Origin of the sequence: Agarivorans sp. QJM3NY_30, assembly GCF_050870855.2 — a bacterium.
Classification (GTDB): Bacteria; Pseudomonadota; Gammaproteobacteria; order Enterobacterales; family Celerinatantimonadaceae; genus Agarivorans.
This window is the reverse complement of record NZ_CP194038.2, coordinates 3,048,808-3,075,774: the sequence shown is the minus strand read 5'-3', so window position 1 is coordinate 3,075,774 and position 26,967 is coordinate 3,048,808. Positions and strand designations below refer to the sequence as shown.

General features: G+C 43.5%; 27 protein-coding genes and 3 pseudogenes. 17 read left to right on the top strand and 13 right to left on the bottom strand.

The features are described from left to right. Positions 1-552: 552 nt before the first annotated feature. A complete protein-coding gene (locus tag ACRRSX_RS13930; RefSeq protein WP_432452589.1) occupies positions 553-1,464 on the top strand; it encodes a DMT family transporter in 912 nt (303 codons plus the stop codon). A 285-nt stretch (positions 1,465-1,749) separates the two neighbouring features. Here the strand turns inward: ACRRSX_RS13930 and ACRRSX_RS13925 are convergent, their stop codons facing one another. The 4 genes from ACRRSX_RS13925 to ACRRSX_RS13910 form a co-directional block, all read right to left on the bottom strand. Further along, a complete protein-coding gene (locus ACRRSX_RS13925; protein WP_432469666.1) occupies positions 1,750-2,055 on the bottom strand; it encodes a tyrosine-type recombinase/integrase in 306 nt (101 codons plus the stop codon). Positions 2,056-2,440: 385 nt separating this feature from the next. Beyond that, positions 2,441-2,602 carry a phage integrase N-terminal SAM-like domain-containing protein gene (locus ACRRSX_RS13920; protein WP_439022901.1) on the bottom strand — a complete coding sequence of 54 codons (162 nt, stop codon included), beginning with the start codon at positions 2,600-2,602 and terminating at the stop codon, positions 2,441-2,443. Further along, complete coding sequence (locus ACRRSX_RS13915; RefSeq protein ID WP_432452590.1) at positions 2,539-2,709, bottom strand: phage integrase N-terminal SAM-like domain-containing protein; 171 nt, start codon at positions 2,707-2,709, stop codon at positions 2,539-2,541. Before ACRRSX_RS13915 ends, ACRRSX_RS13920 begins: the two co-directional genes overlap by 64 nt. Before the next feature lie 34 nt (positions 2,710-2,743). Continuing rightward, a complete protein-coding gene (locus ACRRSX_RS13910; protein ID WP_432452351.1) occupies positions 2,744-3,973 on the bottom strand; it encodes an ISL3 family transposase in 1,230 nt (409 codons plus the stop codon). Positions 3,974-4,297: 324 nt separating this feature from the next. Between ACRRSX_RS13910 and ACRRSX_RS13905 the strand changes: the two genes are divergently transcribed. Continuing rightward, positions 4,298-4,639, top strand: coding sequence for a ribonuclease E inhibitor RraB (locus tag ACRRSX_RS13905; RefSeq protein WP_176314041.1), 342 nt, complete (start codon positions 4,298-4,300; stop codon positions 4,637-4,639). A gap of 256 nt (positions 4,640-4,895) precedes the next feature. Here ACRRSX_RS13905 and ACRRSX_RS13900 read toward each other — a convergent pair whose 3' ends face one another. Together ACRRSX_RS13900 and ACRRSX_RS13895 are read right to left on the bottom strand one after the other, a co-directional pair. Next, a complete protein-coding gene (locus ACRRSX_RS13900; protein ID WP_432452428.1) occupies positions 4,896-5,936 on the bottom strand; it encodes an IS91 family transposase in 1,041 nt (346 codons plus the stop codon). A gap of 2 nt (positions 5,937-5,938) precedes the next feature. Next, positions 5,939-6,820, bottom strand: coding sequence for a site-specific integrase (locus ACRRSX_RS13895; RefSeq protein WP_432452429.1), 882 nt, complete (start codon positions 6,818-6,820; stop codon positions 5,939-5,941). 252 nt (positions 6,821-7,072) lie between these two features. Here ACRRSX_RS13895 and ACRRSX_RS13890 point away from each other — a divergent pair, with 252 nt between their 5' ends. Continuing rightward, a complete protein-coding gene (locus tag ACRRSX_RS13890) occupies positions 7,073-7,501 on the top strand; it encodes a bleomycin resistance protein (protein WP_114633520.1) in 429 nt (142 codons plus the stop codon). A 264-nt stretch (positions 7,502-7,765) separates the two neighbouring features. On the opposite strand, the pseudogene ACRRSX_RS13885 reads toward ACRRSX_RS13890, so the two are convergent. Then, positions 7,766-8,434 (bottom strand): annotated as a pseudogene (locus tag ACRRSX_RS13885) (IS91 family transposase); the annotation flags it as partial. Between the two features lie 580 nt (positions 8,435-9,014). Between ACRRSX_RS13885 and ACRRSX_RS13880 the strand changes: the two are divergent. From ACRRSX_RS13880 to ACRRSX_RS13865, 4 genes are all read left to right on the top strand, one after another. Further along, entirely contained in the window at positions 9,015-9,566 is a 552-nt protein-coding gene (locus ACRRSX_RS13880; RefSeq protein WP_432452591.1) for a hypothetical protein, read from the top strand. Between the two features lie 367 nt (positions 9,567-9,933). Beyond that, positions 9,934-10,266: a type II toxin-antitoxin system RelE/ParE family toxin gene (locus ACRRSX_RS13875; RefSeq protein ID WP_432452592.1), complete on the top strand. Its 333-nt coding sequence runs from the start codon at positions 9,934-9,936 to the stop codon at positions 10,264-10,266. Further along, positions 10,253-10,567 (top strand): helix-turn-helix domain-containing protein, encoded by a 315-nt coding sequence (locus tag ACRRSX_RS13870; RefSeq protein WP_432452593.1) that lies wholly within the window; start codon positions 10,253-10,255, stop codon positions 10,565-10,567. The genes ACRRSX_RS13875 and ACRRSX_RS13870 overlap by 14 nt, the downstream gene beginning before the upstream one ends. 228 nt (positions 10,568-10,795) lie before the next feature. Beyond that, on the top strand, positions 10,796-11,257 hold the full coding sequence (locus ACRRSX_RS13865; RefSeq protein ID WP_432452594.1) for a DUF2867 domain-containing protein: 462 nt from the start codon (positions 10,796-10,798) through the stop codon (positions 11,255-11,257). Between the two features lie 129 nt (positions 11,258-11,386). Here ACRRSX_RS13865 and ACRRSX_RS13860 read toward each other — a convergent pair whose 3' ends face one another. Further along, positions 11,387-12,487 (bottom strand): ISAs1 family transposase, encoded by a 1,101-nt coding sequence (locus ACRRSX_RS13860; protein WP_432452595.1) that lies wholly within the window; start codon positions 12,485-12,487, stop codon positions 11,387-11,389. Between the two features lie 90 nt (positions 12,488-12,577). On the opposite strand from ACRRSX_RS13860, the gene ACRRSX_RS13855 reads away from it, so the two are divergent. Then, complete coding sequence (locus ACRRSX_RS13855; protein WP_432452596.1) at positions 12,578-13,786, top strand: IS256 family transposase; 1,209 nt, start codon at positions 12,578-12,580, stop codon at positions 13,784-13,786. Positions 13,787-13,976: 190 nt separating this feature from the next. Here ACRRSX_RS13855 and ACRRSX_RS13850 read toward each other — a convergent pair. Then, positions 13,977-14,123 (bottom strand): annotated as a pseudogene (locus ACRRSX_RS13850) (IS3 family transposase); the annotation flags it as partial. Positions 14,124-14,269: 146 nt separating this feature from the next. Between ACRRSX_RS13850 and ACRRSX_RS13845 the strand changes: the two are divergent. From ACRRSX_RS13845 to ACRRSX_RS13815, 7 genes and pseudogenes are all read left to right on the top strand, one after another. Further along, a pseudogene (locus tag ACRRSX_RS13845) lies at positions 14,270-15,216 on the top strand (transposase). 168 nt (positions 15,217-15,384) lie between these two features. Then, complete coding sequence (locus ACRRSX_RS13840; RefSeq protein WP_432452597.1) at positions 15,385-16,518, top strand: ISAs1 family transposase; 1,134 nt, start codon at positions 15,385-15,387, stop codon at positions 16,516-16,518. A 256-nt stretch (positions 16,519-16,774) separates the two neighbouring features. Next, a complete protein-coding gene (locus ACRRSX_RS13835) occupies positions 16,775-17,629 on the top strand; it encodes a helix-turn-helix domain-containing protein (RefSeq protein ID WP_432452598.1) in 855 nt (284 codons plus the stop codon). 78 nt (positions 17,630-17,707) lie between these two features. Next, positions 17,708-18,442, top strand: coding sequence for an SDR family oxidoreductase (locus tag ACRRSX_RS13830; protein WP_432452599.1), 735 nt, complete (start codon positions 17,708-17,710; stop codon positions 18,440-18,442). Between the two features lie 344 nt (positions 18,443-18,786). Further along, on the top strand, positions 18,787-19,068 hold the full coding sequence (locus tag ACRRSX_RS13825) for an ECs_2282 family putative zinc-binding protein (RefSeq protein WP_432452600.1): 282 nt from the start codon (positions 18,787-18,789) through the stop codon (positions 19,066-19,068). Continuing rightward, positions 19,068-19,541 carry a hypothetical protein gene (locus ACRRSX_RS13820; RefSeq protein ID WP_432452601.1) on the top strand — a complete coding sequence of 158 codons (474 nt, stop codon included), beginning with the start codon at positions 19,068-19,070 and terminating at the stop codon, positions 19,539-19,541. Before ACRRSX_RS13825 ends, ACRRSX_RS13820 begins: the two co-directional genes overlap by 1 nt. 1,512 nt (positions 19,542-21,053) lie before the next feature. Beyond that, on the top strand, positions 21,054-21,515 hold the full coding sequence (locus ACRRSX_RS13815) for a GFA family protein (RefSeq protein WP_439022887.1): 462 nt from the start codon (positions 21,054-21,056) through the stop codon (positions 21,513-21,515). A 146-nt stretch (positions 21,516-21,661) separates the two neighbouring features. On the opposite strand, the gene ACRRSX_RS13810 is transcribed toward ACRRSX_RS13815, so the two are convergent. After that, positions 21,662-22,138, bottom strand: a complete 477-nt coding sequence (locus ACRRSX_RS13810; protein ID WP_432452602.1) for a GNAT family N-acetyltransferase — start codon at positions 22,136-22,138, stop codon at positions 21,662-21,664. Between the two features lie 353 nt (positions 22,139-22,491). Between ACRRSX_RS13810 and ACRRSX_RS13805 the strand changes: the two genes are divergently transcribed. After that, on the top strand, positions 22,492-23,061 hold the full coding sequence (locus ACRRSX_RS13805) for a flavodoxin family protein (protein WP_432452603.1): 570 nt from the start codon (positions 22,492-22,494) through the stop codon (positions 23,059-23,061). Positions 23,062-23,082: 21 nt separating this feature from the next. Here ACRRSX_RS13805 and ACRRSX_RS13800 read toward each other — a convergent pair whose 3' ends face one another. After that, positions 23,083-23,388 carry an NIPSNAP family protein gene (locus ACRRSX_RS13800; protein ID WP_432452604.1) on the bottom strand — a complete coding sequence of 102 codons (306 nt, stop codon included), beginning with the start codon at positions 23,386-23,388 and terminating at the stop codon, positions 23,083-23,085. Positions 23,389-23,475: 87 nt separating this feature from the next. Further along, positions 23,476-23,991 carry a hypothetical protein gene (locus tag ACRRSX_RS13795; RefSeq protein WP_432452605.1) on the bottom strand — a complete coding sequence of 172 codons (516 nt, stop codon included), beginning with the start codon at positions 23,989-23,991 and terminating at the stop codon, positions 23,476-23,478. 280 nt (positions 23,992-24,271) lie between these two features. On the opposite strand from ACRRSX_RS13795, the gene ACRRSX_RS13790 reads away from it, so the two are divergent. After that, complete coding sequence (locus ACRRSX_RS13790) at positions 24,272-25,108, top strand: MBL fold metallo-hydrolase (protein WP_432452606.1); 837 nt, start codon at positions 24,272-24,274, stop codon at positions 25,106-25,108. 519 nt (positions 25,109-25,627) lie between these two features. On the opposite strand, the gene ACRRSX_RS13785 is transcribed toward ACRRSX_RS13790, so the two are convergent. Further along, complete coding sequence (locus tag ACRRSX_RS13785; protein WP_432452607.1) at positions 25,628-26,959, bottom strand: lysine N(6)-hydroxylase/L-ornithine N(5)-oxygenase family protein; 1,332 nt, start codon at positions 26,957-26,959, stop codon at positions 25,628-25,630. Between the last annotated feature and the right edge of the window lie 8 nt (positions 26,960-26,967).

Here is a 26,967-nt window from a genome sequence, read left to right as displayed (position 1 = left end):
TTTTGAGTGTGCAGGAATTCGACATCTTTGTTATTTGGCTTGGCGGTAACCTTGATACTGCCAGAAATTCATTCGTAAACAGCATGACACAAGTCACAGCTATTTTATAAGTGTTTGATGCTTAAATGCGAATGATTTGCGAATGCTAAGAGTAAATTAACCAAGGCTTATGGATTTTTGACAATAATTTTAATATTCAATTGCTTGACTCAAATGCAAGCTTGGCTAGCTCGTCACCGAGCCATTGCTGATTTCGTTTCAAGGATGAGGCTGAGTAAGCGCATTACTTCGAATTATACAGTTGAATTTTTATGCAATAAAAATGTATACTCGCCGACTGGCATTTTCCAAGATGCCTCAAATTTATCTTTGTTAACCTAGTCTCTATCACTCTGAAATAATATTCGGGCAAGAAAAGCTTGAATAGAGACATCACTTTTACTTGTGTATTAGGCATATCAGGTTCCCTTACTATGTGCCACAAATGCGAACGGTATAAGCTAGGCGATTGCCGCATTTTTTTGGTTACTTTCATTTTAGATAGGAGTTGCTATGGAAACATCCACCTTGCGTGCGCATTTGGCATTGTTACTCGCGATGGTGTTGTGGGGCAGTTCTTTTATTGCCTTGAAAGTTGCAGTTAATGAAATGGCACCAATGATCGTGGTGTTTTTGCGAATGAGTATTGGAACGACTGCATTTTTGGTCGTTTGGCCTTGGTTAAGGCAAGACTTTAAGTATCAAGCGGGTGATTGGAAGTTTCTCATGGGGATGGCGTTTTTTGAACCATGTTTGTACTTTTTGTTTGAGTCTCAAGCGCTGATTTATACTAGCGCCGGGCAAGCGGGCATGATTACGGCCATGTTACCGTTAATGGTTGCGGTCACGGCGTTCTTTTTTTTAGGGGAAAGGAATACCCTTAAACAATGGACTGGTTTTATGATCGCCGTTGTTGGTGTGGTATGGATGTCGGTAACTGGCGAAAATAGCCTGCAAGCACCTAATGCGATATTGGGGAATTTCCTTGAATTTTTGGCAATGTGTACTGCCGTTGGTTACACGTTGTTGGTTAAACATCTCACCAAACGTTACTCGGCTTTTTTATTAACGGCACTACAAAGTTTTTGCGGCGCTATATTTTTCTTCCCCTTAGCATTTGTTTCTGAGTGGCCTGAGCAGGTGTCATTGGCATCGGTTGGCACCATTGTGTATTTAGGGCTGGTGGTCACATTAGGTGCGTATGGCTTATATAATTATTCTTTGACTCATGTAAAGGCTTCAACCGCTGCGGGCTACGCCAATCTATTGCCAGCTTTGTCATTGATTTTTTCGATGTTGCTGCTTGGGGAACGTTTGGAAACGACTCAGTGGGTTGCGGTAGGGGTTATTTTCTTTGGTGTTTATTTAAGCCAAGAGCGCAAGCCTAAAATACCTAAAGAAGTGCCGCCAGCAGTGACAGGATGATGACTTTACCCTTGTTATCGACAGTTATTGCGCTGCCGTATATGTGCAGTGATTTTTAATCCGAAGTTTGTTGAGGGGCAGTGGATATCAGTTGTGTCGCTCTTGTCCCGAAGTGGCTTAGGGCGTACAGACTCGTTGGTGCTCCAAAACGTGTTAGGCCTTCTTACGAACGACTCTCTCATGCATGAGCGTTCCCGATTATAACTAATGGTTTTGTTTTTGATTTACGAGCCAAGTTTAATCGCCAGCTAGAATGCATAAGCGGCTTGATGCTTTTTCAATCGGTCATCTATTTTGCAGCTGAACCAAGCACGCAAAAGGGCTTTTGGCGCCCGTGGTATAACGACTGATAACATGCGTGTAAATCTCAATCGTTGTTACATCCTGATGGCCAAGTAATTCTTGTATAGTTCTTAAATCAGTCCCTTGTTCTAACAAATGGGTGGCAAAGGTATGGCAACTTGCAGGCTTATTTATTCCGGCATTATGCACGGCTTTGGTGACTGCTTTCTGGCGCACACTATGGTGAATATGATGGCGTTTGAGCTCAACCCGTTCTAGCGTCGATATGAAGGCAACAAAAACGGCCAAGAAAACGAGCGTTGGGAATGTGGATACTTACGGGCTAACGCGTAAGGCATCGTTGTTCCCGCATAATGTAGACTCATATCGTGAGCAAAAACACTTTTGCTCAGGAGAATGTTATCGCGAAGCTTTGGGATCAAGTTAGGGGGTAACAAAGTCACGCGATCTTTATTTCCTTTGCCTTGCCGTACGGTGATTGTATGTTGATCAAAATCTAAGTCTTTAATCCGTCATCTCAAGCATTCACTGAGTCTTAGTCCCGAACCGTAAAGCAGTGAAGCCATGATCTGATAATCCGCGGGTAAATTCGCAATCACTTGGCTCACTTCAGCTCGAGTAAAAACTACGGGAATGTTGACTCGTTTTTTCGCGCGTTTCGCCTGAATTCCAATCATTTCGATACGTAGTACTTTGTTATAGAGAAACATGAAGGCATTAAATGCGATGTTTGAGTCGCCGGAGCGACTTGCCTATCGACCGTTAGATGAGTTAGAAATCGTTCAATATCAGCAGCTCCGAGCTTTGCTGGGTGCTGCTTGTGATAAAAATACAAAAACGTTTTATCCAATGCCAATAGGTTTGCTCGGTGCGAATACTGTAATGGTGCTGATAAATCGTATTTCTAAATCGCTGCTGGAGCCGCAATGGTGTGTTTGACATGTTGCGCACTTTTTATCTGTATATACATGGCTCTTCACCGTTCTTGGTGGAAAGTCATATCAAGCCCTCCAAAGTGAAATAAAATAGCTCGCTTAAAGCGTTCTTTATTTCTAAAACCCATCGAACGTATTTTTAGGCGCTGAATGTTTCCATTTATCGCTTCCGCTAAGCCATTTGATACCTTATAACGCATCGCATTGATGATGCCCTTTAAGTGCGTTTTCACGGTTTCTGCTGCTGTCATCATCGGCCTGATTTGACTGACCTTTATGAGTGCCAACCAATCATTCCAAGCCGCTTTGGCGTTAGCTGCATCGCCATACCAAATGGCTCTTGCTTGCTCTTTGAATATCCAGCTCAAGCCAGTATTTTGCATCATTTTGGCCAGCGCATTCACTCTTTCTCTCAATGTCCCATGTAGGTGGCTGTTTCGTTTTAACCATCCATACCGTGTTTGGTGGCACTCTCTTTTTAAATGCTGGGGCAACGCCATGAGTTCGCTTTTTCTCACTTCATTCACCGCTTTAGTGAGCACCTTTGCGATATGAAAATGGTCTATGGCTATCATTTGCTTAGCCCGCTCACCGAAGTAGTCATATGCTGCGTTTATATATGCTCTGCTCATGTCCATCGATATGGAACGTGTAACCATTGTTGACTCAGGGGGCAATGCCTTAAAGCAAGCAGATAGGCTCATGCCTGTTCGACCGTCTTCAACCGATATCACCTGACCATCACTATTGGATAATACCGTGACATAGTCATGGCCTTTCTTAAATGCCGTTTCATCGACCAACAGGTCTTGGTAGTTGATGGTGGTTCTGGCTGTCAGACCGCGTTGAACGGCTCGTGCCATAATACGGTCGATGGCTCCCCAGCTAAGCCGATAGGTTTTACTCACCGCGTATAAGGAACTGACTTTAAGCATCTCTATAACGCGAGCCTCAAACAGCTCTGTGTAGCGACTGTTACTTGTCGCCCAAGGCACTTGAAGTGTTTGCACTCCATGCTCTGGGCAATCAGCTCGAGGGACTTCAGCCTCAATACGTGTTTCAAACTGACAGGTATCTAAATGTCGCCAAACCCGCCGCCGAGTATCGTGTCGACGAACAGCCTTACCGCAAGAGGGGCAAGCCGTTAATGAAGCTCGGTCATAGTCAACGCGTACGGTGATGGTTTGGGTTGACTCATTGAGTTCAACAGATGAAACAGCCCAAGGATGAGTTAATCCAAGAATGGATTGATAAAGCGTCGTGTCTTGCATGGTCGCGAGGTATTCATGAACGTTTACTTATTATCTCGCTCATTAATGTTTGTTGAAAGTGTTTCCACTACATTCGGTGAAGAGCCATATACATACAGTATTTGTGGTTTCGTTTGCGTCATTTGTCAAAGCAATCAATGAAAGAAATGGATCGACGATTGATTGATGCCGAGTAAAAAACTATGGTAGACAATGGGTTAATATCAAATCACTAATTGATGAGCGAATGTGATGAAGGTCATGTTTTTTGTGATAGGCCGCGCGCTCATTGAATGGGATAGACCGCACGTGCGGCCTACTTAGCGTTAGTAGTTAGAGGTAGTTATGTCGATTGTAAATAAAATCATCGAGTCAGCAGAAAGCGATGTTGATGTGCTAAGAAGGCTTGATGCAGAAGGAGATAACTTTTCATTATTCAGAGAAGTTGATTTTCACTTTAAGTGCCTTGATTCTGATAAGGCAGATGTCGTTACTGGGTTTATCAATGACTTTCAGTTTGGAGTAGCGGAGCATGTAGTTCAAGATGAACTGCACTATGTTGATGTGAAAATAACAATGCCAGTAAATCAAAATATAATCTCTTGTGTATCTGGTTTTATGGTCTGTGTAGCCGAACTGTACAAGGTTGAATTTGATGGTTGGGGATGCGTAGCTTCAAACTACTAACAAATAAGAATAGGTGTCGCGTAGCCGCCACCTTATTCGGGTGTTGAACAAGCCCGATGCTCCCTTCTATAGTAAATAACGGTATTGATGTTGGCGGGGCCAAGGCCTTGTTACTTTTTACAAGGCGAGTTTGGCTAAGACTGGGTGAATGGCGTTAAGCCTTTACCTGTCATACATGGTGCTAAGCTGTTATTTTTTGTATGTATTCATCCTCATGTTAAGCCCTGCCATTCTCCTTATCCTGTTCGCCTTTCGGCTAGCTCGTTCGACTCACGCCTGTGCAGTGCATGGGGTGCTGGCAGCAAGGGCATGGCCGGGTCGCGCTGTGGTTGTCGGTTTGGAGCGCGGCGAGGTTCACGCGTTGCGGCACTCGCAGGAGTAACTGAATGCGCCGCAATATGTGTTTGGCGTTGCCCCGTAAAAAACCATAATCTCTCACCCGCTGTAATCCCTTGGGCAATACATGCGCCAAGATAAGCCTTAAGAACCTTAAGGTAGGTAAGGTGCGGATTTTGGTGGTGTGGCTTTGGCTATCTAGATACCTAAAACTCACTTGGTCGTTATTGGTACTGATGATGTCGTTATCGGATAAGATCCCGCGATACAAGTAGCGAGATAAGTACTGTAGCGCGGGCAGCCCAAAACCTACGTTGCGACAATCGACCACCCATTTGGTGGGGATATGCGGGGGCAACTTGATGTTTGGGTGTTGATTGAGCGCATCTAGCATTCTCCCTCGCCATACCTTGGCCAGCGCAAAGGCGTTAAACAAGTACTTCTTGTTGCAGTGATGCCACTGCTGCTTCGCACGGTGATAGCGCCCACCGGCCACCAATACATGTAAGTGGGGATGCAGGTTACGCTGGCGGCTATGGGTATGCAGTACGGCGGTAAACCCTAATTCCCCCTGGTTCTGGCGTTTGGCAAAGTCCTTTAACAGGCTTGATACCACCTTGAACATGATTTGGTATAAGGCTTTAGGCTGCACGCGGGCTAAAGCCCTTAGCTCATGAGGCAGGGTGAAGGTCACCATAAAGTAAGTCGTGGGTAGCAGCTTGTGTTGTTGGCGAGTTAACCAGCCAGTGGTGCAATGGTGTTGGCACTGCGGGCAATGCCTATGGCCGCAAGACAGCGTCAATTGGTCTTGATGCGGGCAATGTTCACACTGCCAAAGGCTGTGACCTTGTTGCTCAGTTTTACAACGCAGCATGGCATACATTGCCCGTTTAGCATCCGCCCTTAAAAGCGGTGCAAGCTCGGCCTCATGTTGGTGAAGTAAATCAATAAAGGTGCTCATGGTTACGGCCACATGAGTGTGAGAGAGTCAGTGAGTTTATTCACTGCCTTTACGGCATCTAGTTGCTTCACTTGGGTCAACTGGGTATAACGTGCAGTGGTATTTAAACTGGCGTGTCCCAGTAAGTGTTGCAAGGAGCGTAAATCCAAGCCTTGTTCAAGCAGATGGGTGGCATAACAATGGCGCAGCGAATGCGGGCTAATGGGTTTATGAATACCGCAATCGCGCAATACCCGCTTCAAGGCTTTTTGTACGCCGCCTTTATCCATAGGCACATCCACCTGTTTACCTTGGCGTGGAAACAGCAGACGAGCATGGCGATGGCTTTGCCAATGGTGACGTAAAACCTGAAGGGTGCGATGTGGCATGGGCACGAAGCGGTCTTTACCGCCTTTAGCATCCCGCACATGGATTTGCATGGCCTGACTATCAATATCATGAATACTTAAGTGTAAGCCCTCGCTCAATCGCAGCCCCATGGAATACAACACCAAGAAGAAGACTTGATAGCGCGGTTGCGACGTCATGCTTATCACTAAGCCGACTTGCGCAGGGCTTAAGATATCGGGTAAGCGCTTCACTTGAGGAGGCTTCACAATGTTTAGCCACTGCCATTGTTTCTCGAGGGTGTAGCGATAAAAAAATTGCAAGCCATTGCGGTCTAGCTTCACGGTGCTCCAAGAATGGCTGCGAATCAGTTGAGCAAAATAGGCCTTTAAATCAGCGGTGCTTAAGGTATCGGGGGAGCGGTCAAAGTGGGCAGAAATCCGACGTACCGCACGCGAGTACGCATCAATGGTGGCTGGTCGTTTCCCTTGTAAGGTTAAATTGGTAAGGTGTTGTTTATATAAAACATGATAACGATGTTGTTGGGTAGGGTTCATGCTGCATACTCCGGTTCATCACGACCGATTGGCCGTGTCACATTGAGTATGAGATATCAGGTGCTATGCACTCTGCCGCAGAGCGGCTTCGTTCAACAATCTGTTTAAGAGTGATTCGCAACGCGTGGCATTTTTACTGTGCGTTGGTTTTAGTGTTTAAGGTGGTATGCGGCAGCTTCAGTATTGCGTTGCTCACACCTTAACAGGGCGTTATAACACAAGCAGTATTACAGCATATAGCAAGGATAGATTATGGAAGAATACTGGAACCCGATGGTTCCCGAATTATCAGTGAGTAATTTTGAAGCGTCGTTATCATTTTACGTCGATGTGCTTGGCTTCTCTGTACGTATTAAGCGAGAAAATCCTGATTTTGTATACCTTGAACAAGAACAGGTTCAGATCATGCTCGAACAAATCACGGATTCAGGGTGGATTACTGGTGAGTTAGTTACTCCATTAGGACGTGGAGTAAATTTTCAAATAGAGCTTTCAGATTTAGATCCGCTAGTTGAAAGACTGAAGAAAGCTAACGTACGTTTTTTTCGTGATTTAAAAGAAACATGGTATGACATTGGTGAAAAGCTATCAGGTGAACGAGAGTTTCTGATACAAGATCTAGATGGTTATTTACTAAGGTTTACCCAGCACCTTGGAGAGAAAGCGAAACCGTCAGAGTAGTGTTATAACAAATAAGAATAGGTGTCGCGTAGCCGCCACCTTATTCGGGTGTTGAACAAGCCCGATGCTCCCTTCTATAGTAAATAACGGTATTGATGTTGGCGGGGCCAAGGCCTTGTTACTTTTTACAAGGCGAGTTTGGCTAAGACTGGGTGAATGGCGTTAAGCCTTTACCTGTCATACATGGTGCTAAGCTGTTAATTTTTGTATGTATTCATCCTCATGTTAAGCCCTGCCATTCTCCTTATATTGTTCGCCTTTCGGCTAGCTCGTTCGACTCACGCCTGTGCAGTGCATAGGGTGTTGGCAGCAAGGGCATGGCCGGGTCGCGCTGTGCTTGTCGGTTTGGAGCGCGGCGAGGTTCACGCGTTGCGGCACTCGCAGGAGTAACTGAATGCGCCGCAATATGTGTTTGGCGTTGCCTCGTAAAAAACCATAATCTCTCACCCGCTGTAATCCCTTGGGCAATACATGCGCCAAGATAAGCCTTAAGAACCTTAAGGTAGGCAAGGTGCGGATTTTGGTGGTGTGGCTTTGGCTATCTAGATACCTAAAACTCACTTGGTCATTATTGGTACTGATGATATCGTTATCGGATAAGATCCCGCGATACAAGTAGCGAGATAAGTACTGTAGCGCGGGCAGCCCAAAACCTACGTTGCGACAATCGACCACCCATTTGGTGGGGATATGCGGGGGCAACTTGATGTTTGGGTGTTGACTGAGCGCATCTAGCATTCTCCCTCGCCATACCTTGGCCAGCGCAAAGGCGTTAAACAAGTACTTCTTGTTGCAGTGATGCCACTGCTGCTTCGCACTGTGATAGCGCCCACCGGCCACCAATACATGTAAGTGGGGATGCAGGTTACGCTGGCGGCTATGGGTATGCAGTACGGCGGTAAACCCTAATTCCCCCTGGTTCTGGCGTTTGGAAGCAAATTATTGAGACACCCACTCTAACTCGTGGGACAAAATCACATAGACAGCCATGACCATCAGCTATTGAAATGTTCAAGTAGCTGTCTTGTTTTCAGTCGGTTAAGTGGATGTCTTGTTTTTAGTCCCTGCTTCATAAACTACACAAAGATGAGTAGCCAAGATCTTGTATTTTTGATAGATTTGTTGATAGAGCGAGTGTTGGTGGGGATGGTGGCATGGAATACAGGCTCATCTCTTGAATTATCAACACAATAAGCGACATCTGTGGTTTCTTTGTGAACGTCTAGTCCAATGACAAACGAGCTAGATTAGACATGTCGATCTCCTGTTCTGTTATGACTTGCATTTAACAGTGTGGCTCTAGTTTGACGACCCCACAATAAACGCAGGAAGTCGACACTTTCACCAGGGGATCATTATGTCTAGTTTTTGGTGCTAAAGGTGGCAATTTGGCGTGAAGTCTGTGCTATTTACCCTTTAAAGCAGGGTTAGTATTCGAAAAATATACGTCGTATATCGTAGGAGAGATATGCGACCTTAAGTTTTATATCAAAAAATATGCACGGAGGCATAAATGGCTAGTGTAATTTCAATCAGTAAACTGCCCTACAACTTACCATCGAGTGAGCGAGAGCAATTAAGAACCCTTGCAAAAATTATCGGTTTCCGACCGGAGTTACTTGTCGGAGGAGGAAAGAATGAAACCGATGCAATTTGCTCTATGATTTTGTATAGGCATCTAAGTCAAAAACAGCGAATCGATGCAATGAAAATTATTCGGAGTGTATCGAATCGAGCATTGATGGGGAAACTTATCACTGGGGCATTGGATGCGACATTTTTGAATTCACAGTATGGAGTGTGGTCCATGACGAATAAAGAGCTACAGAATGACAAGAGCTTTCATGAGTTTTTAGATACATTCGTTAGTTATGTTGGGATTGGTGCATCCAGTTTGGGTATTAAAGATCTATATGAGAAGTCCCTTGCAAAAGGAAAGTTTGGTCGTAGTGGCTTAGCTATGTTAGTGATTTGGGGTGCTGTTGCTTTTAACAAGTCAGAACTTAAAAAAGTGAATAGAGAACTTGCGAATCGTAGTGTGCTATTAACTTCGGAGTTACACTAATGATTTATAATGTTCTTTCATATGTAGCTGTCACTGTTTTTGCGATTTGGCTTTGGAATGATTCTTCCGCTGAACACAAAGATAATCTATTCTATGTTGCAATAATATTCTCTCAAATTGGTTTTTTCCTTTACTCAAGAAGGTTAGACAAGCTAAAAGACAGGATATCTGAACTGGAAAATAACAAGTTGTAACTAACAGATAAGAATAGGTGTCACGCAGCCGACACCTTAATTCGCAGTCAGTCAAACAAGACACCCATCCCAACTAACGAAACGCCTTTGTAGGCTAAATTGTCAATAGTGGTTTGTTTGGGGAGTTATACGTAGAGTTTGCCGTCTCTACGCTAGTTGCGTACACTTGCTGTATGAAAAGCGTATTTGTCGAATCAACCATCTTTGAAAAGTACCGAAATGAATACCTCAGTGATGAAGAGTTCAGACTCTTTCAAGCTGAGTTAATGTCCAACCCTAAGCAGGGGGATGTGATTCAAGGTACAGTTGGTTTGCGAAAGATTCGAGTTGCAAGTAAAGGCAAAGGTAAGCGTGGAGGCTCACGTGTGATCTATTACTTCCTCGATGATAAGCGGCGTTTCTACTTGCTAACTATCTATGGCAAAAATGAAATGTCAGACTTGACCGCAGAACAAAAGAAACAGTTAAAGTCTTTTATGGAGGCGTGGCGCAATGAGCAATCGTGACCTATTTGCAGAATTAAGTTCCGCTCTTGTTGAAGCGAAAGAGCACTCAGAGGGCAAGCTTACCCTTAAAACCCATCAAGTTAACGATATTAGCGATCTAAATATCTCACCTGATGAAATTGTGAGTATTCGTGAGCAGTTTAATATGTCACGTGGTGTTTTCGCTCGTTTGCTGCATACATCATCTCGAACATTGGAAAACTGGGAGCAAGGACGTAGTGCTCCAAACGGCCAAGCTGTTACCCTTCTAAAGCTGGTTCAGAGTCACCCAGAAACTTTGTCACATATCGCTGAGCTATAACAAACAGCAGCATTCGACCCGATTCCTTAGCAGTTTTGGTATCAATCTGGTATCAATCGGCGGCGGTGTTTTCGGTGGTTAAATTGGCACCTGCGCAATTGGGCGCATGTGGTTTATTCGCTTTAAAGGCAACCAAAACCACTCTCAGTTTTTTGAGTTAGTAAAAAAGTAAAGTATAACTATTCCCCCCCTCTATTGGGACGTTTTACATTAAAATTAAGAATGGACATGATGAATAAAGTTATTGCAACTGAACTTCCATTGAGCAGTCTTCTGAGTAAACGAATTAGAGCTACGGATTTTATAGACTGTTTTTCCGTAAAGTCTGATTTGACGCCTCGTCATGCGGCGGAAATCATCACGGATTTTCCTGTTTGGGCTCGCTTTCTAGTTAGTATTAGAAATTTGGTAACTTCTCCCTTTGGTCTTTCAAGCGATGGTCCCGAAGCAAAAGATAAAATAGGGTTCTTTCCTGTTGAAGTTGAAAATAATCAAGAATTGATTGCTGGTTTTAACGATAAACATTTAAATTTTAGAGTGTCCGTAATATCTCAAAATGGAAGGGTGTTTTTATCTACATGGGTGCGTACAAATAATATAGGCGGTAAAATTTACCTTAAGACCATTCTTCCATTTCATATTTTGATTGCTCGTAATGCTTTAGTTCGTGTTCGTTTGGCCAGTGGTTAAAGGTAAAATACAACAAATAAGAATAGGTATTGCGCAGCCGACACCTTATTCGAGCCTGTAAATTAAATTGTGTAATTGCTTATAATTAGGCCTGAACAGGCTACAGGGCGGGAGCATACTTTGATGGATTTATAACCCAAAGAAGACTCGTGCCCGATAATCGTCGCTCCATCCCGCTTTTTTCAACTTCACTTTGTGACTTGGCGCTCCACAATCGCATTGTTTGAGCATGTTCATCACAAAACGTCTAAATAGAGCTATGTTTTCCACCGCTCCGTCTAAAGTAATGCGAGAGTTATCCTCTTTAAAAACAACATCTAATACGTAATGCTGGCTGTTTTCAATTCGCCAATGCTGACGAATATAGTGGCCTAACAATTTGTGATTCGGTGACATTGAGCTTATGTAATACGAGGTATCTACAGTGCCTTTCCCATTTATCACGCGGTGGCGTTCCACTGCTATGATGCTTCTTACCGTTGGCCATTTCTTTGCTAACTCTTCGGGCAACTTGGCCTTTAGTTGAAAGACGTATCGCTCTTCGCTACGACCATGGTGTTTTTCTTTAATTTCAGTGACGACCTTCTCTTTACCAGCATCAAAGACGGCTTGAAACTGCTCAACAACAGCCGCTCTCAACTTTGGTTGGTTGTTTTTTACTTGAACGACAACATGAGCCTTCTTTTCTGCGATTTTCTCTAGTGTATCGCGCTGACAATGTAGAGCATCAACGGTGACAACACTGCCTTTTACGTTAATAACATCAAGCATTTGGCGCACAACGCTAATCTCGCCGTTCTTGTTCGCTGTCGGTTTCTGACTCAGAACGAGACCACGTTCAGTATCATAGGCTGTAACCAATTGTAATGCTGTTTTCTTGTTATTTCGGTACGAGCCACGCAGTACTTTTCCGTCAAATGCGATGATGGCTCTGTTTTGACTCGTTCGCTGCTCGTTAATCCACAGAGCTAATGCCTCAAGCAAAGACTCCGCGACAACAGAACGCAAAATGCGTGCTATCGTGTGTCGTCTTGGGATCCCGTGTTCAAATGGTCTATATTTCCTCAGCCAGCCCAACTTCTCTTCTCCATAATATTCAATGTCTTGCCAGCCTTCACATCCTGATGCGATAGCACTGATAACAAGGAAAATCACGTCAATAAGGTCATGCTTTTGATTGATGTCAGATCGAGTATCCTCGACGACTGATAAATGTTCAATTATGTTCAAAATAACTATGTAGCTTAGGGTTTAGAGGTATTAGATCATATCTGTTAACAAAGTGCGATCCCGCCCTGGAACAGGCTAAGGATAAGCAACATGGATAAGAAAGTTCTCGAAGCATTTGCTCGTGAAGCCGCTAAGTCAATCAAGACCCCTTCAGATCTAGATGACTTTCGTAAAATGTTAACCAAGGTGACTGCTGAGACAGCGTTAAATGCTGAGCTTGATGACCACCTCGGTTATCAGAAACACGCTGAAAAGCCCGATAAGAATAGTCGTAATGGTTATTCATCCAAGACCTTGATCACCGACGATGGTGAGATTGAACTGGATGTACCTCGAGACCGAGATGCCTCGTTTGAACCGAAGCTTGTTCGTAAGCATCAAACTCGATTTCAATCGATGGATGACAAGATATTAAGCCTTTACGCCAAAGGCATGACAACTCGTGAAATCGTCGCTACGTTCAAAGAAATGTACGATGCTGATGTCTCTGCAAGCCTCATATCTAAAGTTACCGACTCAGTTCTAGAGCAGGTTGTTGAATGGCAATCACGGCCACTGGATGCAGTCTATCCCATCGTCTACCTTGATTGCATCGTGGTGAAAATCCGCCAAAACAAACAGCTCGTCAATAAGGCGATTTACTTGGCTCTGGGCGTAAATATCGAAGGTCAGAAAGAACTTTTAGGGATGTGGATATCTGAAACGGAAGGTGCGAAGTTCTGGCTCAGCGTTCTCACTGAACTCCAGACTCGAGGTATCAACGACATTCTTATCGCTTGTGTTGATGGCTTGAAGGGCTTTCCAGATGCTATTAATGCCGTATTCCCAAAAACCCAAATACAGCTCTGTATCGTCCACATGGTGCGCAATTCAATGAAGTATGTCCCTTGGAAAGACTACAAGGCTGTAACGGCAGATCTCAAAGGTATTTACCAGTCGAATACCGAGGAAGAAGCGCTTCTGGCCCTCGAACAATTTGGTGACCAGTGGGATGATAAATACCCACAGATAAGCCGCTCTTGGACAGCGCATTGGGATAATTTAAATACATTGTTCAGCTACCCTCAGGACATTCGTAAAGCCATTTACACGACGAATGCGATAGAGTCCTTGAACAGTGTGATACGCAAAGCGACAAAGAAGCGTAAGCTATTCCCCACGGATGAATCAGCGAGGAAAGTTGTCTATCTTGCAATTATGGATGCATCGAAACGCTGGTCGATGCCAATAAGAAACTGGCGACAGGCTCTCAATCGCTTTATGATTATGTTTGAAGACCGACTTACTGATTACTTGTAACCCAAAGCAGTTACACAGAATTATTTACAGGGTCCCTTATTCGGGTGTTGAACAAGCCCGATGCTCCTTTCTATAGTAAAACGGTGTTGGTGTCGGCGGGGCCGAGAGCGTCAAACAAGACACTCACCCCAACCAAATTATAAGCGTCAAACAAGACACCCATCCCAACCAAATTATTGAGACACCCACTCTAACTCGCTTTTAGTTGAGAATTTTCAAACGCCACTGGTGATAAATCACCATTGGCCGAATGAAACCGCTCTAAGTTGTAATACTTCATATAAGCAGCCACATCTTGCTTCATAAATTCTCGTGTTGGCTGATTAACTTTAAACAGCCCCGAATTCAACTCCGAACTGCGACATTCTTAATTCTCAAGCCGCCTCCATTATTTCTTTGAAAATGACGGCGGGTTGCTTGAATCCTAAACATTTTTTCGTGGCATTATTGAGACACCCACTCTAACTCGTGGGACAAAATTACATAAGCAGCCATGCCTATCAGCAATTGAAATGTTTAAATGGATGTCTTGTTTGCATTGTTGTGTGCGGGGAAGATCCTATATCAGGTGAAAGTTTTGAGCATCGTCGAGGTTGGGTTGAGAATAGACTGTTATTTCTAGCGAGTGTCTTCGCTATCGATATTTGTGCTTATGCGGTGATGGTAACCACCTTCATGTGGTGTTACATATTAACTCAGAGAAAATAGCAAAATGGTCTACGTTGGAGGTTATTCAAAGGTGGCATAAGATCCATAAAGGCACCTTGTTTACTCAGCAATATGTACGAGGTAAGTCCCTATCTGAATACGCTCTAATGTTAGTGGAATCGTCAGCCGAGACCTTTAGAAATCGTCTCATGGACATTAGCTGGTTCATGAAAGAGTTAAATGAGCCCATTGCCAGATAAGCTAACTTTGAAGATCAATGCACAGGACGATTCTGGGAAGGGCGTTTTAAGTCTCAAGCTTTACTAGATGAAGCCGCATTAGCGGCTTATATGGCGTATGTTGACCTCAACCCCTTAAGAGCAAAAATAAGCCGAATACTTGAAACCTCAGAGTTCACCAGTGTGAAAAAACGTGTGGTTGCTGCAAGACACCAAAAACAACCTAAACCGCTTTATCCTTTTGTCGGTAACCCAAGAGAAAATATGCCTGATGGTTTGCCTTTCCATTTATCAGATTACCTTGAGCTTGTTGACATGACAGGCAGAATCATCCGAGAAGACAAGCGAGGTGCAATAGACACTACATTGTTGCCAATTTTACAACGCCTCAATATATCTTCAGAAAACTGGCCATGTATCGCTACAGAATTTGGAGAAAGAACGGGTGCCGTTGTTGGTGCAGAACATTCAATTGCCCATTATTGCAATTCAAATAAACTCAATAGAAAGCCAAGATTCAGCTACAACCAACGACTCGCTTAACCTCCTCAAATCATCCTAGTCCTTTCAATATTTCCTACTAAATCATTAGGAAGAAATAAACTCGCCTAAAAACCAGGGTGAGATCGCGAACATTATTTAACCAAGCTCATCCTATTTGACCTGCAGATCGAGTTGTGATCTTATACTCTCTTTTTCGAGAGTATCACCATGAGTATCGATGCCTTTTCTCTTCATTTCGGCGACCTAAAAGACCCACGTCAGTCAGCGAAAATCAGTTATCCATTATTTGATGTTCTATTCCTGACTATTTGTGCAGCGATAGCCGGTGCCGAGGGATGGGAAGACATTGAAGATTTTGGAGAAATCCACCTTGATTGGTTCCAAGATAAGGGCTTATTCAAAGATGGTTTACCTGTTCACGATACCATTGCTAGAATCGTCTCGCGCCTTGACTCTAGCGAGTTTCAGCAGTGTTTCATCAGCTGGATGGAAGCAGTCTCTGCTCGCTCCGAAGGCGAACTGATCGCTATTGATGGCAAAGTCTTGCGTGGCTCCTATGATCGTGAATCCCGGCAATCTACCATTCACATGGTCAGTGCATTCGCCACTAAAAATGGTGTTGTCATCGGTCAGCGAAAAACAGATGCTAAGTCGAACGAAATCACGGCTATCCCGGAGCTCATTAAGCTACTGGATATCAAAGGTTGTTTGGTATCTATTGATGCCATTGCATGCCAGAAAAATATCGCTTCAACCATCGTCGATAACGGTGGTGATTATCTGCTTGCAGTTAAAGGTAACCAAGAGACACTGGCTAAATCTGTTCAACAAGCACTGTTAGAAAGCGTAAAAGCTACGAGCTTACGGAATGATGTCACTATCGAACAGGGCCATGGACGTGTTGAAGTCCGTGAATATCATGTACTTCCTGCAGGTGAACTTATCAAACAGTTTCCAGACTGGAAAGGCTTAAAAAGTATCGGGGTTGCCATTGGTTATCGCATTGATAAAGCAGGTAAAGAATCACTCGATTATCGCTATTATATTTGTTCTGCAGAACTCAGTGTGGAACGTTTTGCAGCTGCTGTTCGTGGTCACTGGGCCATAGAAAACAGTCTACACTGGGTTTTGGATGCATCTATGAATGAAGATGCTTGCCAGATTTACCGTGGCAACGCGGCAGAGATCATGGCTTGTATGCGCCATATAGCTATAAACATGCTGCGTGCAGAAACGACAAGAAAAGCCAGCATCCGGCGCAAACAGAAAATTGCAGCTATGAGTTGTAGCTATTTGGATAAGGTGCTGCTGGCTGGTTTTAAAGGAGTGAGTAAAAAGTGAGCATTCATGCTCTCACCCTGGCCTAAAAACCAATAAACCTACTTTTAGTTCATTACTTTAGCGTATTAAAAAGAGCGAAAGAGGGCATTTTAGACAAATGCGCTTTTGTTCGGGGGCGGATTTTGTATGATGAGGTTAAGTTTTTAACGTGCGTGTCCAGTTTCTGTCACGTGTCCAGTTTCTGTCAGTGAATGATGCCAGCTGGATGTAAAGCATTTCATCTTTTCAAACACGGTATCTTCAATTTCGAGTGACGATGACAACACCTTTATATGATCACGTTTCATTTGAAAGTTCAGGCATTAGCCTGTGGTCTCATCTCGACTCGCCATTGACAGAAGAGATGACTCAGAAACTTTTAAAACCCCATACCAGCACCAACTATTTTCTGATGTTCGTCAATCACAGCCTTGTTCATTATTGCGTGGATTTAAAAGATATCACGGTATCCGCTGGGCAAGTTCTATTCATCAAACCAAGGCAAATCCGCATTCCTCCAAGTAGTAAAAACAAAGCAGAATACTACAAAGTTATTTTCAATGAAGAAATCTATGGACTATTACCTAGTCCTTGCCGCTTTTGGTTGGATCCGCTGAATGAGCAAAAGGTTGCTATGTCAACACAGGCATGGCAGCGAATGAACGATGCATTAATGCTCTTGCGCACCGCTATCCTAACATCAGCTCCCTTAAATATCAGAATGGCGTATTTAAATTCGGTATTACAGGAATTAGAGCATGCTTATTTTTCTAACGTTGAAAATGAACCCAAGAAACGGCATGTTCAATCATTCCTTCATTTCCAAACCCTGATTGAAAACAAGTTCATAGAACAACTTACCATTTCTGAAATAGCAAAGACACTTGCTCTTAGTGATACCAGCCTATATCAGCTGGTAAAAGAATGGGCTGGAGTATCACCGAAAGAATACCTTAATCGCCGTATTGTTTTAGAAGCTCAACGTCTACTGATTTACTCCAATCTATCAGTAAAAGAGCTAGCTGTGCGGCTAGGGTTTGCCGATGAAAACTACCTTTCTCGTTTTTTTCGTAAGCAAACAGGGCAATCGATTACAGACTTTTTAGTGAAATTTAAAGATATGTCTAGCTAGTACAATGATCTGTCTCTGTGTCATGTCAGCCCGTTTTTCTACACTACCTCTATCACAAATGTATCAAGAGGTGTCGTAATGAAAAGTGTTTTAATCACTGGCGCAAATCAGGGAATAGGTTTGGCAACAGCTAAGAATTTAGCTCATCAAGGATATTATGTTTACTTGGCATGCCGTAACCCAGATGCTGGAACATTAGCCGTTGAAATACTAAAAGCAGAAGGGATTGAAAATGCCTCATGTGTACTGTTAGACGTTACTGATCAGGCATCAATTGATTTAGCCGTAAAAGAGGTGCTAAAACACTCGAATAGTCTAGATGCACTCATCAATAACGCAGGTATTCTTGGTAACTTCAACCCCGATGGAAGCGTCTCTATTGAAGAAATTAAACGCGTCTTTGAAACCAATGTTTATGGCGTGATAAGAGTCACACGCGCTTTCCTTCCCTTGTTACAACAGTCTAATGCGCCACGTATCGTCCATATTAGCAGTGGGCTTGGATCACTTACGAATCAAAGCGACCCAGACTGGTTGTTTTCTCATTACAAAAGTGAAGCTTACTTTCCATCTAAAACAGCACTTAATGCTTATTGTGTTGCACTAGCAGCAAAACTTAAATCAACGAGGTGTAAGGTTAACGTTGTTGATCCAGGCTTTGTCAAAACGGCCTTTAATGGTTTTCATGGTATACATGACCCAGCTGAGGCCGCGAAATTTATAACCTATGCCGCAACGCTTCCTGAAAACGGTCCAACGGGCTGCTTCCTCTCAGAGTCAGAAGGATCATCAAATGGCATAATGCCTTGGTAAACCCCACCCTATCAGACAGTAGTCGCGCGGCTTAAAAATAAAAAACATGCCATAAAAAACACGGAGTCATTAACATGACACCGTGTTTTTTTATTGAATCTAATTACGCTGATTTCGCCTTGCCATTCGCTAGTAGTTAGCGTTTAATAATCAGAATATTATTAAACGGTGACCTTCCTACAGAGGACTTTCACCTCATTAGTTCATGACCATGCTGGGCGTACACAAGCGCTTCAAATCGGAACAAAAACAGCTGGCTTTGTTTTCGTTCCTCAACAAGTTTAGCCAGCAGTTTTAGTCCGCTTAAGCGGGCGTTACGTGTCGTATGAGAATGGAGTAACTCTATGAAAGATGAAAAGTACAATAGAAGTATTGGATTGCAATGTCCTACCTGTGGATGCACATCATATGAGTATGAGCACGGCGTTGATGAAACCATCGAAGTTGCAAAGTGCGCATCTTGTGGCCGCGAAATAACCAAGGATGAGTTGTTTCAAGAGAACAGCGAGAATATTCAAGAGCATATTTCTGAAGTAGGTAAGCAAGTGACCGATGACTTAGCAAAAGAGTTGAAGGCATCTCTAAAGAAAGCATTCAAAGGCAGCAAAAACATCAGGATTAAGTAATGCCCATAACAATTGATGCTGGCGATATTATCGCAGGTTTCGCCCTTGCGATGTCAGCTTATGCAACATGGCGAACTACAAGCTTTAATGAAAAGCAAAAGTCACTAATTGAGAGCCAAGAAAAGCTTAATAATCTATTGCTTGAAAAAGAGGAAGGCGAAGCTCTAAGTGACAAAAAAGCAGATTTAGGTGCTTCCTTTGTTAAGCTTGGAAGCAGTAAGTATAGGCTTAAAATATGGAACAAAGGAAGTGCAACTGCAAGAAATGTTCGACTCGAATTTCCAGAAGAAAATGACGTTCTCATAGGCTCAGATATCGAAGAAAAGTTCCCTCTTGAAAGCCTTGAGAAATTCCAGTCGGTAGAGCTAATTGCGGCTGTTCACATGGGAACTAAAAGCAAGCATGTTATCCGCTTGGTTTGGGAAGATGATGCTCATGATCATAATGAAAAACTTGCATATCCCACCCTGTAAACACGTAACAAACGCGTCAATTAGGACGCTTATAGGCCCAAGAATGATTAAGCCAGCACTTGCGATTATCGCTATTACTGTTTTGCTTGCATCTTGTGTAAGCCCTGAACAATTGGAGAGTCGTTACAATAGTCTCGGTAGCAAATGTGTATCCATCGGTAAAAGTATGAGCGCTGTTGAAAAGTGCATTGGCGTCGAGTTTCGTGAAAGCACATACCAAAATAAAATAGTGAGAGATCACCAGTCATGTAAGCCATATTGGGGGTTCCCATTTATGCAGTCTTGCGGTGGTATCAAAGTCATTTATGATCAAAACAAGGCCGTTACCAAGTGGCTAGCATGGGGGCAATTTGACGGTGTATAGCTATAATCGGGTAGCCGGAGGTATCTAACCTCCAGCCCCCACAACACCCTGCATGCGGCTCCGCACAGGGCGTTTCCTGAAAACGGTTAAAATACAACGGCCGATTAGCTCCTTTGCATTCCAATGATGGCTTCTGTTTTTGCGCCATGACTCCTCAGTCCGGTCGGATACGGAGACAATGAGCTGCACAGGCTCCTCATTGATTTTCAGGTTCAGGCCTTCACCGTGTCCCAACCATTACGATGGGCGTTGGGCTACTATGCCGTCTGCTGACTTCTACTTAATCACCAATTGAGTTGCCCCAACTAGCGCTATCGTTGTTCATCGAGTTTGCTCACTTAAGTTGATGAGGCTTAAGCGCCGGGCCTGTTGAACTAGCGGCCAAGCTAGTGAGTTAAACGATCGCAAGTTAAGCAGATCTCCCCAGATAAGAACATGCACTGTCTCTGCACTGCTGCATCATTTACGGTGGCCGTTAGATCACATGGCTTCGTTGTCTTGTGCCAACTCGCCTCCAGCCTACGCCTCATATGATGTTCTTGTTCATCAGCTCGCAGATCTGCGTCCGGCTTCCTTCAGACATTCCCTCGCGGCAATGCCCTTGCCATTCGCTAGTAGTTAGCGTTTAATAATCAAAGTGTTATTAAACGGTGACCTTCCTACAGAGGACTTTCACCTCATTAGTTCATGCCCATGCTGGGCGTACACAAGTCAATCAAAGTTCGCCTTCGGCTGGACGCGCTAACGCGAGCCCTTTATTGAGGCGTTGATATGACCCCCACAGTCAATATAAAGCGCAGAAATTTCGACTCTTACATTTGAGAGCCTACTACTTGTTTTGGGTATAGTGTTACCGCATAGATGAAGCAAGTAACTTCGTTGGTTCTCATGCTGATATGCGTGGATTACTCACTATTTGATGAGTAGAGCCAACCTTACTTATTTCGTCGTGGCACCTGGCTTCAGTCTATGCTCGATGTTCTTGTAATACAGCCACTTGTATAAAGGACTTATGCGTATCTAAGCCAATAAAAATTATGTTATCGTTATTCATGCTAGCCTTCAGCTTTAGTTGTTAACACACTAAGTATGGCTCTGGCTTCGCGCTAACCCACGACAATGGAGGCTAGCACCTCGTGGGGGTCATTATGTCTATGCGTACTTTTCGATTAAGGAGATCGAGTTTGAAAGGTAACTGTTTGTGTGGCGAGGTGTCGTTTGAATTATCTGGTATCTTACCTCCGATTTATCAGTGTCATTGTTCGCTTTGTCGCAAAGTATCTGGGGCGTCATCGAATTCAGCTTTAATCGTCAGAGCTGATAGTTTTAAATGGCTTTCGGGGACAAATTCTATTAGTCGTTATGTTTCAAGTTCAGGTTTTAAATCGGAGTTTTGCCAATGTTGTGGAAGCCCTGTACCAAACATAAGCTCTAGCAAAGATACATATTGGGTACCAGTTGGTTTGATGTCTGAAGATTTAGCAACGACAATCAAGGCTCATGTTTACGTTAATTCGCGAGCAAACTGGGATGAGGCATTTATCTGCGACAACGTCGAAAAGTTTGCCGCAATGCCTTCGGAATCTGAATGGTTGAAATTATCGGAGTAAGCGCACGCATACAAGCGTTTAAGACCGATTTGCAACGCTTGGTATTTTCCGGCTTATTTTGGGTTTAGTGTTTATGTCACAATGGTTTGGTAGGGTGGTGGCGTTGCTCGCCACGTTACACCATCAAAGCTTAACTCGTTTCTGTGTTACACCAGCATTTTATAGTTCATGATGTGCTGCGGCCCAGCAGGCCCTCCTCGATACAAATCTCCGGTGTCTTGAAAACCACATTGTGCGTAACATTGATAGGCTGCTTTATTTCGGCAGTTCACGGTTAAATATAGCGCTCTAAAAGATGGGTAAACTTTCTCGATATAATTGGGGAGTTGTAAGAGTACTTTTTTTGCAATGCCTTTGCCCTGAGAGTGCTGGTCTATGAGTAATGAGCGGATCCCTAATGAGTCTGGCGGACAAAAGTCATAACTTGCGCTATACGCTAAATCCAGAATGAAAAATCCGACCACTTGATCTTCAACGATGACGAGGTGCGGGTGTTCATGCGCTGCAAGTTTTGCGATTAACCCAGAGACATTGTCAATGGCAAATATGGCTTGTTCAGGTTTAACACTTAAGCCACTCACTTGTTGCGCCCGTTGGGCGCTATATTTTTCAATGATTGGCATCTAGTCCTCGAATATATTGATACTTAACTCTTTGTTAAATATTGGTAAAGCTATGGCTTCAGCCTAACAAGATTAGGGTGAATATAAAAGTGAGTCCAAGCTAAAAATCTCCAGCATTTAAATTTGTATGAGATGGCTCTATGGACAGCGAAGCAGAGCGGGGCTCACGATCTTAACTGGCTGGTTTGTTTGGCAACATTGAGAAGCAAGGACGACTGCTCGTTCAAAATGTATCTACCTTCGAACTATGTATCTATAGCGCTTTAAATTCTTAACTCGCTCCAAAAACTCTTGACCTTAAGTTGACTTGAGGTTTTATGCTGCTGAATATTGACTGTTCAGGAGTAAAAAAGATGAAAGTAGCCGTTGTTTATTACAGCAAAACCGATATCACGCGACAATTAGCGCAAGCGATTATTGAGGGACTGAAAACACAAGCTTGTATCGAGGTGCTTGAGCATTGTATTACGGGGAAAGAAATCATAGCGGGCAGGTTTCAGAATAAACCATTATTTGAATCGATTCTGAGTTGTGATGCATTGATTATGGGAACGCCAACTTATATGGGCGGGGTCTCGGCACAATTTAAAGCATTTGCCGATGCGAGCAGTGAGTATTGGTCTGAGCAACAGTGGGCGAATAAGCTGGCAGCTGGCTTCACTTGTGGCAGCGCTTTAAATGGTGATCAGTCGAGTACCTTGCAATATTTAACGATTCTGGCGAGCCAACATGGGATGTATTGGCTTGGTTTAGATACCGCTGATGGTTATCGAAATGATGGCTTAAATCGACTCGGTTGTCAGCTTGGGCTTGTGGCGCAAAGTCGTCACGATCAGGTCAATCCCGTTGATCTCGCAACCGCGAAATATTTGGGAAAAAGAGTTTCAAATTTGCTGTTCCGATTGAATAAAGTTGACGGTTAAGCCTAAGTTTCATAGGGATGCTTATTTAAATACAGGGCGGAAAAAACTGCGTTGGTAACTCACAATACAGTCCGTCTCTTCAGCAAATCGAAAGGCTGCAATACACTCTGGATCGGCCAAGGATTTAGTCCGATAGTCTTCATATATGGCTAGACTGGGAAAGCTGAATAGGGCTAAGGCAATATTGTTAGCGCCTTCCGACGGTAGGAAATAGCCATGGTGTTGACCACCAAACCTTTCGACCAAAGGGATCCACATCTTTGCATATTTTTCGAATTCCTTTGTTTTTTTGGGGTCAATTACATAGTTCAGATAGCAAGTGATCATTAATTTTTAACTCCAGTTTAGATTGTTTTTAAACTAAATATTGTGCAACAACTTACTTATTGTTGACGATGTTTGTCTCATCGCAATTTATTCCGACGGCGCTTCGATAATCGCTTGGGTGGTATAATTTTTATCTAACACAAAGCGTTGTTGGGTGTCTCCCAATGTGAGGGTAAACCCATCTGTCTCTAAGCTATAGTTCCAATCTTGTTCGTAAGATGTCAGTTTGCTTTCGTTTATCTCATAGTAGGAACCGCCCAAGGCATAGAGTTTACCCTCGATGGAAGCCATATAATCTTGATCGAAACCGTCGTCTTGAATTACATGTAGCTCTGTCGCTTGGTATACCCATCCGTCTAGGAAAAGATAGTAGTAGTCTCTGGAAAATAGCTCGTCGCTTCCATCGTTGTCTTTATCTTGTATTTTTTCAATGGGATAGAGGGTCAGTTTATTTCCTTTTTGCTCAGAGTACAGACGCCATACGTGGTTTTGTAGCGCTTGTTCTGCCGTGGCAACTGGATTGCTGTCGCCTGAATCTCCTTGACCACAGCCGAGTAGTAGAAAAACAGAAATGAGTTGAAATGATATGAGTAAATTTTTCATCTTTATCCTTAACTTTGAATTCGATGATTGAGTTTCGATGGCGACGATGGTTTCTCTTTAGAATGACTGATGGAGCCTCGTCATCTTTTTGCGCTGTCAGTATCACTAGCTGATACTCTAGACACTACTTTATTTTTGTTTCTTTGCCAAACAACTTATGTTGATGATTACTTAAGTGAAACTAAAGTGAGTGAAGGATAGGTTAAGTTCGATATTGTTTATATTCAGGTGTATCTTGTTGATACACTCCAAGCTCAAAATGGTCGCTGAGAATTAAATTATGGAATTGAAAGTTTTAGTCGATAACAACACCATCATTGATCGTTATTTTTTGGCTGAGCCCGCTGTTTCATATTTAATTCGCGAGGGTGATACCAAGATATTATTTGATGTGGGATATTCAGATATTTTGATAAAAAACGCTCAAAAAATGAATGAATCTCTTATGGATATTGATTATGTGGTTATTTCTCACGGGCATAATGATCATACCGGTGGTTTAGTTCCTCTTGTGAAATATTACTCCGAAGCAAAAGCTGAACATTTTAACTATCCCCATCCAACACTTATCGCTCATCCAGATGCTTTCTCATATAAAGAATATGAAGGTGATGACATCGGTTCAAGTTTAGATCGTAAGCGATTAGCTCGGTATTTCAATACACGTTTAGTCACTGAACCATTATGGATTACTGAGTACATTGTATTTTTAGGTGAGATAGAAAGAGCGAATAATTTTGAAAAGATTGAACCAATTGGTCGGTGTGAGCACTTAGACTCAATGGTCGATGATTATGTGAAGGATGACTCCGCACTCGTCTATAAATCATCACAGGGTTTAGTGATTGTTACTGGATGTTCTCATTCCGGGATTTGTAATATTATCGAATACGCAAAAAAGGTTTGCGGTGATGAGCGAGTGATCGATGTCATTGGCGGTTTTCATCTTATGAATCCAAGTGAACTTCAAGCGGTAGGCACATTAAAATACTTCAGTGAGCAGAATATAGAAACGATTCACCCATGTCATTGCACAAGCTTGGAGTATAAAATAAATTTGTCTAAATCAAGCTATGTGGTAGATGTTGGTGTTGGTTTGTCTCTTGACTTCTCATAGATGGTTTCGCGATAAGTATCGACTGATAACAAGATGGCGCATTTAGAATAATCAGCGAGCTGATAAAATGAAGATGAGCATTTTCAGTGAATCACTTGTTTAGTTTCTTTCAATCAACAATCACCCGCTAGGCTTGGCAAAGTTTGGGCTTTTGTTACAAAGTTCAAAGCCTTGCTCAGCTTTACTAGGGGTGGTGCATTCCTATTTATAAATACGGGCGGAAAAACCAAGCCCATAGCCCGTGATTCCCAATGGTACGCAATCAATATTTATATCCTACAGGTAGTACACAAGCCTTACACTCCTCTAAAAGCAGCCGCGACTATTGGTAGTACCAAACATCTATTGCTACAAATTCGGTTAAGGGCTCATTTTCCCATGGCTATACGCTATAACGGTAAAATGTTCAGTTTAGCAGCCAAGGCACCAATTGATGCCTTGGCTGTCAAATCGCTATCATGGGTTCGTCGCGTTTAAGTGCAATCGCTCAATGACTTGAGTGATTGCTTTATGATTCGATTAAGCGTTAATCGCCGACAGCGTGGCGCTTTGATGACGGCTGGCTAGACTTGAAGGGCTGAGGCCCCAGTCGATCATACTGTGCTTTTCTTCGATCTTATATAAGCTTTGCTCGCTGGCATGGTTGAGAATTTTGGCCGCTCGCCAACTGGCTAAGCTTAGTTGTGGTTCGGCGATCCCGTGGCTATGCAGTCCGGCATTCACCATATAAATGCGGTTTTTACTGGGGCCCTGCCAGTTCACATCAAAATCGGCGTTTAGCTGAATTTGACCAGCCGTATCGCGCTCAAATAACTTGCTGAGCTCTGCGATGCAGGGAGGAAGGGCGCGTTGGTAGCCAGTGCAGAGGATCACCACGTCGGCGTCCAGTTGGGTCGTATTCTGATTCAGGCCATGCTTGAGCTGCAGTTGATAGCCAGTGTTGTGATCGCTGAGTGAAGTTAAGCTGCGATTTGGCTGAATCGACCACCAAGGCGGATTTCTAAGTACATAGCGGTCATGATAAAGGCGCTGGTAAATGCTCAAGAGGCAATCGTTAGTGATGCCATCGCTGGTGAATTTTTGGCGTGCTACCTCGCTATTCTTGATGTCTTGTTGCAGTGAGTAGAAACCATTAACGTAGTCGGGCATAAAATATTGGTCGGTAAAGCAGCTTTCATCGAGAACTTCGATGTTTGGTCTGCGCGATACCCAGGTTAATTGACTGACTTTGCCAAACTCACCATCAAAAACATGTTGAAATATATCGGCGCCGCTTTGTCCGCCACCAATAATCGCCACTCGTTTGTCGCTTAAGTTGGGTTTACGAAGGCCCAATTCACTGGCATGAAAACAAGTATCGTTGACTAAGGCTTGGCAGAAATCGGGCATCTTGGGGCGAGTGCCAGTGCCGATCACCAAATGGCGACTATGCAAGCGCTGTTGTTTGGTTTCCAGGGTAAACCGACCTTGCTCAAAGCTCACCGACTGAACTTCATGATCAAATTGGGTATTGGGCAGTGCCTGCGCCGCCCATGACAGATAGTCGGAAAACTCTAAACGAGAAATAACCGACTGACCCGAGGCAATGAAGGGGTAGAGCTTTTGTTGGCTCACCAAATAGTTAAGAAAGCTATAGGGATTGGTGGGATCGACACTAGTCACTAAATCTTTCAAATAAGAGGTTTGCATTTTTGCATCACTTAGCAGCATGCCGGGATGCCAGGCAAAGCGGGCTTGTTTTTCTAAAAATAAAGTTGAGAGCTGCGCTTTGCTGCTGGCAAGCGCTGCAATGCTGAGGTTGAACGGGCCAATGCCAATGCCCAGTAAATCATATGCTGGTGTATTCATCATGCGAAACC

Excerpts from the sequence above, each read along its gene's own strand:
- ACRRSX_RS13930 (WP_432452589.1), top strand. The coding sequence starts at position 553 with ATGGAAACATCCACCTTGCGTGCGCATTTGGCATTGTTACTCGCGATG.
- ACRRSX_RS13915 (WP_432452590.1), bottom strand. The coding sequence starts at position 2,709 with ATGTCAAACACACCATTGCGGCTCCAGCAGCGATTTAGAAATACGATT.
- ACRRSX_RS13910 (WP_432452351.1), bottom strand. The coding sequence starts at position 3,973 with ATGCAAGACACGACGCTTTATCAATCCATTCTTGGATTAACTCATCCT.
- ACRRSX_RS13905 (WP_176314041.1), top strand. The coding sequence starts at position 4,298 with ATGTCGATTGTAAATAAAATCATCGAGTCAGCAGAAAGCGATGTTGAT.
- ACRRSX_RS13900 (WP_432452428.1), bottom strand. The coding sequence starts at position 5,936 with ATGAGCACCTTTATTGATTTACTTCACCAACATGAGGCCGAGCTTGCA.
- ACRRSX_RS13895 (WP_432452429.1), bottom strand. The coding sequence starts at position 6,820 with ATGAACCCTACCCAACAACATCGTTATCATGTTTTATATAAACAACAC.
- ACRRSX_RS13890 (WP_114633520.1), top strand. The coding sequence starts at position 7,073 with ATGGAAGAATACTGGAACCCGATGGTTCCCGAATTATCAGTGAGTAAT.
- ACRRSX_RS13880 (WP_432452591.1), top strand. The coding sequence starts at position 9,015 with ATGGCTAGTGTAATTTCAATCAGTAAACTGCCCTACAACTTACCATCG.
- ACRRSX_RS13875 (WP_432452592.1), top strand. The coding sequence starts at position 9,934 with ATGAAAAGCGTATTTGTCGAATCAACCATCTTTGAAAAGTACCGAAAT.
- ACRRSX_RS13870 (WP_432452593.1), top strand. The coding sequence starts at position 10,253 with ATGAGCAATCGTGACCTATTTGCAGAATTAAGTTCCGCTCTTGTTGAA.
- ACRRSX_RS13865 (WP_432452594.1), top strand. The coding sequence starts at position 10,796 with ATGATGAATAAAGTTATTGCAACTGAACTTCCATTGAGCAGTCTTCTG.
- ACRRSX_RS13855 (WP_432452596.1), top strand. The coding sequence starts at position 12,578 with ATGGATAAGAAAGTTCTCGAAGCATTTGCTCGTGAAGCCGCTAAGTCA.
- ACRRSX_RS13840 (WP_432452597.1), top strand. The coding sequence starts at position 15,385 with ATGAGTATCGATGCCTTTTCTCTTCATTTCGGCGACCTAAAAGACCCA.
- ACRRSX_RS13835 (WP_432452598.1), top strand. The coding sequence starts at position 16,775 with ATGACAACACCTTTATATGATCACGTTTCATTTGAAAGTTCAGGCATT.
- ACRRSX_RS13830 (WP_432452599.1), top strand. The coding sequence starts at position 17,708 with ATGAAAAGTGTTTTAATCACTGGCGCAAATCAGGGAATAGGTTTGGCA.
- ACRRSX_RS13825 (WP_432452600.1), top strand. The coding sequence starts at position 18,787 with ATGAAAGATGAAAAGTACAATAGAAGTATTGGATTGCAATGTCCTACC.
- ACRRSX_RS13820 (WP_432452601.1), top strand. The coding sequence starts at position 19,068 with ATGCCCATAACAATTGATGCTGGCGATATTATCGCAGGTTTCGCCCTT.
- ACRRSX_RS13815 (WP_439022887.1), top strand. The coding sequence starts at position 21,054 with ATGTCTATGCGTACTTTTCGATTAAGGAGATCGAGTTTGAAAGGTAAC.
- ACRRSX_RS13810 (WP_432452602.1), bottom strand. The coding sequence starts at position 22,138 with ATGCCAATCATTGAAAAATATAGCGCCCAACGGGCGCAACAAGTGAGT.
- ACRRSX_RS13805 (WP_432452603.1), top strand. The coding sequence starts at position 22,492 with ATGAAAGTAGCCGTTGTTTATTACAGCAAAACCGATATCACGCGACAA.
- ACRRSX_RS13800 (WP_432452604.1), bottom strand. The coding sequence starts at position 23,388 with ATGATCACTTGCTATCTGAACTATGTAATTGACCCCAAAAAAACAAAG.
- ACRRSX_RS13795 (WP_432452605.1), bottom strand. The coding sequence starts at position 23,991 with ATGAAAAATTTACTCATATCATTTCAACTCATTTCTGTTTTTCTACTA.
- ACRRSX_RS13790 (WP_432452606.1), top strand. The coding sequence starts at position 24,272 with ATGGAATTGAAAGTTTTAGTCGATAACAACACCATCATTGATCGTTAT.
- ACRRSX_RS13785 (WP_432452607.1), bottom strand. The coding sequence starts at position 26,959 with ATGATGAATACACCAGCATATGATTTACTGGGCATTGGCATTGGCCCG.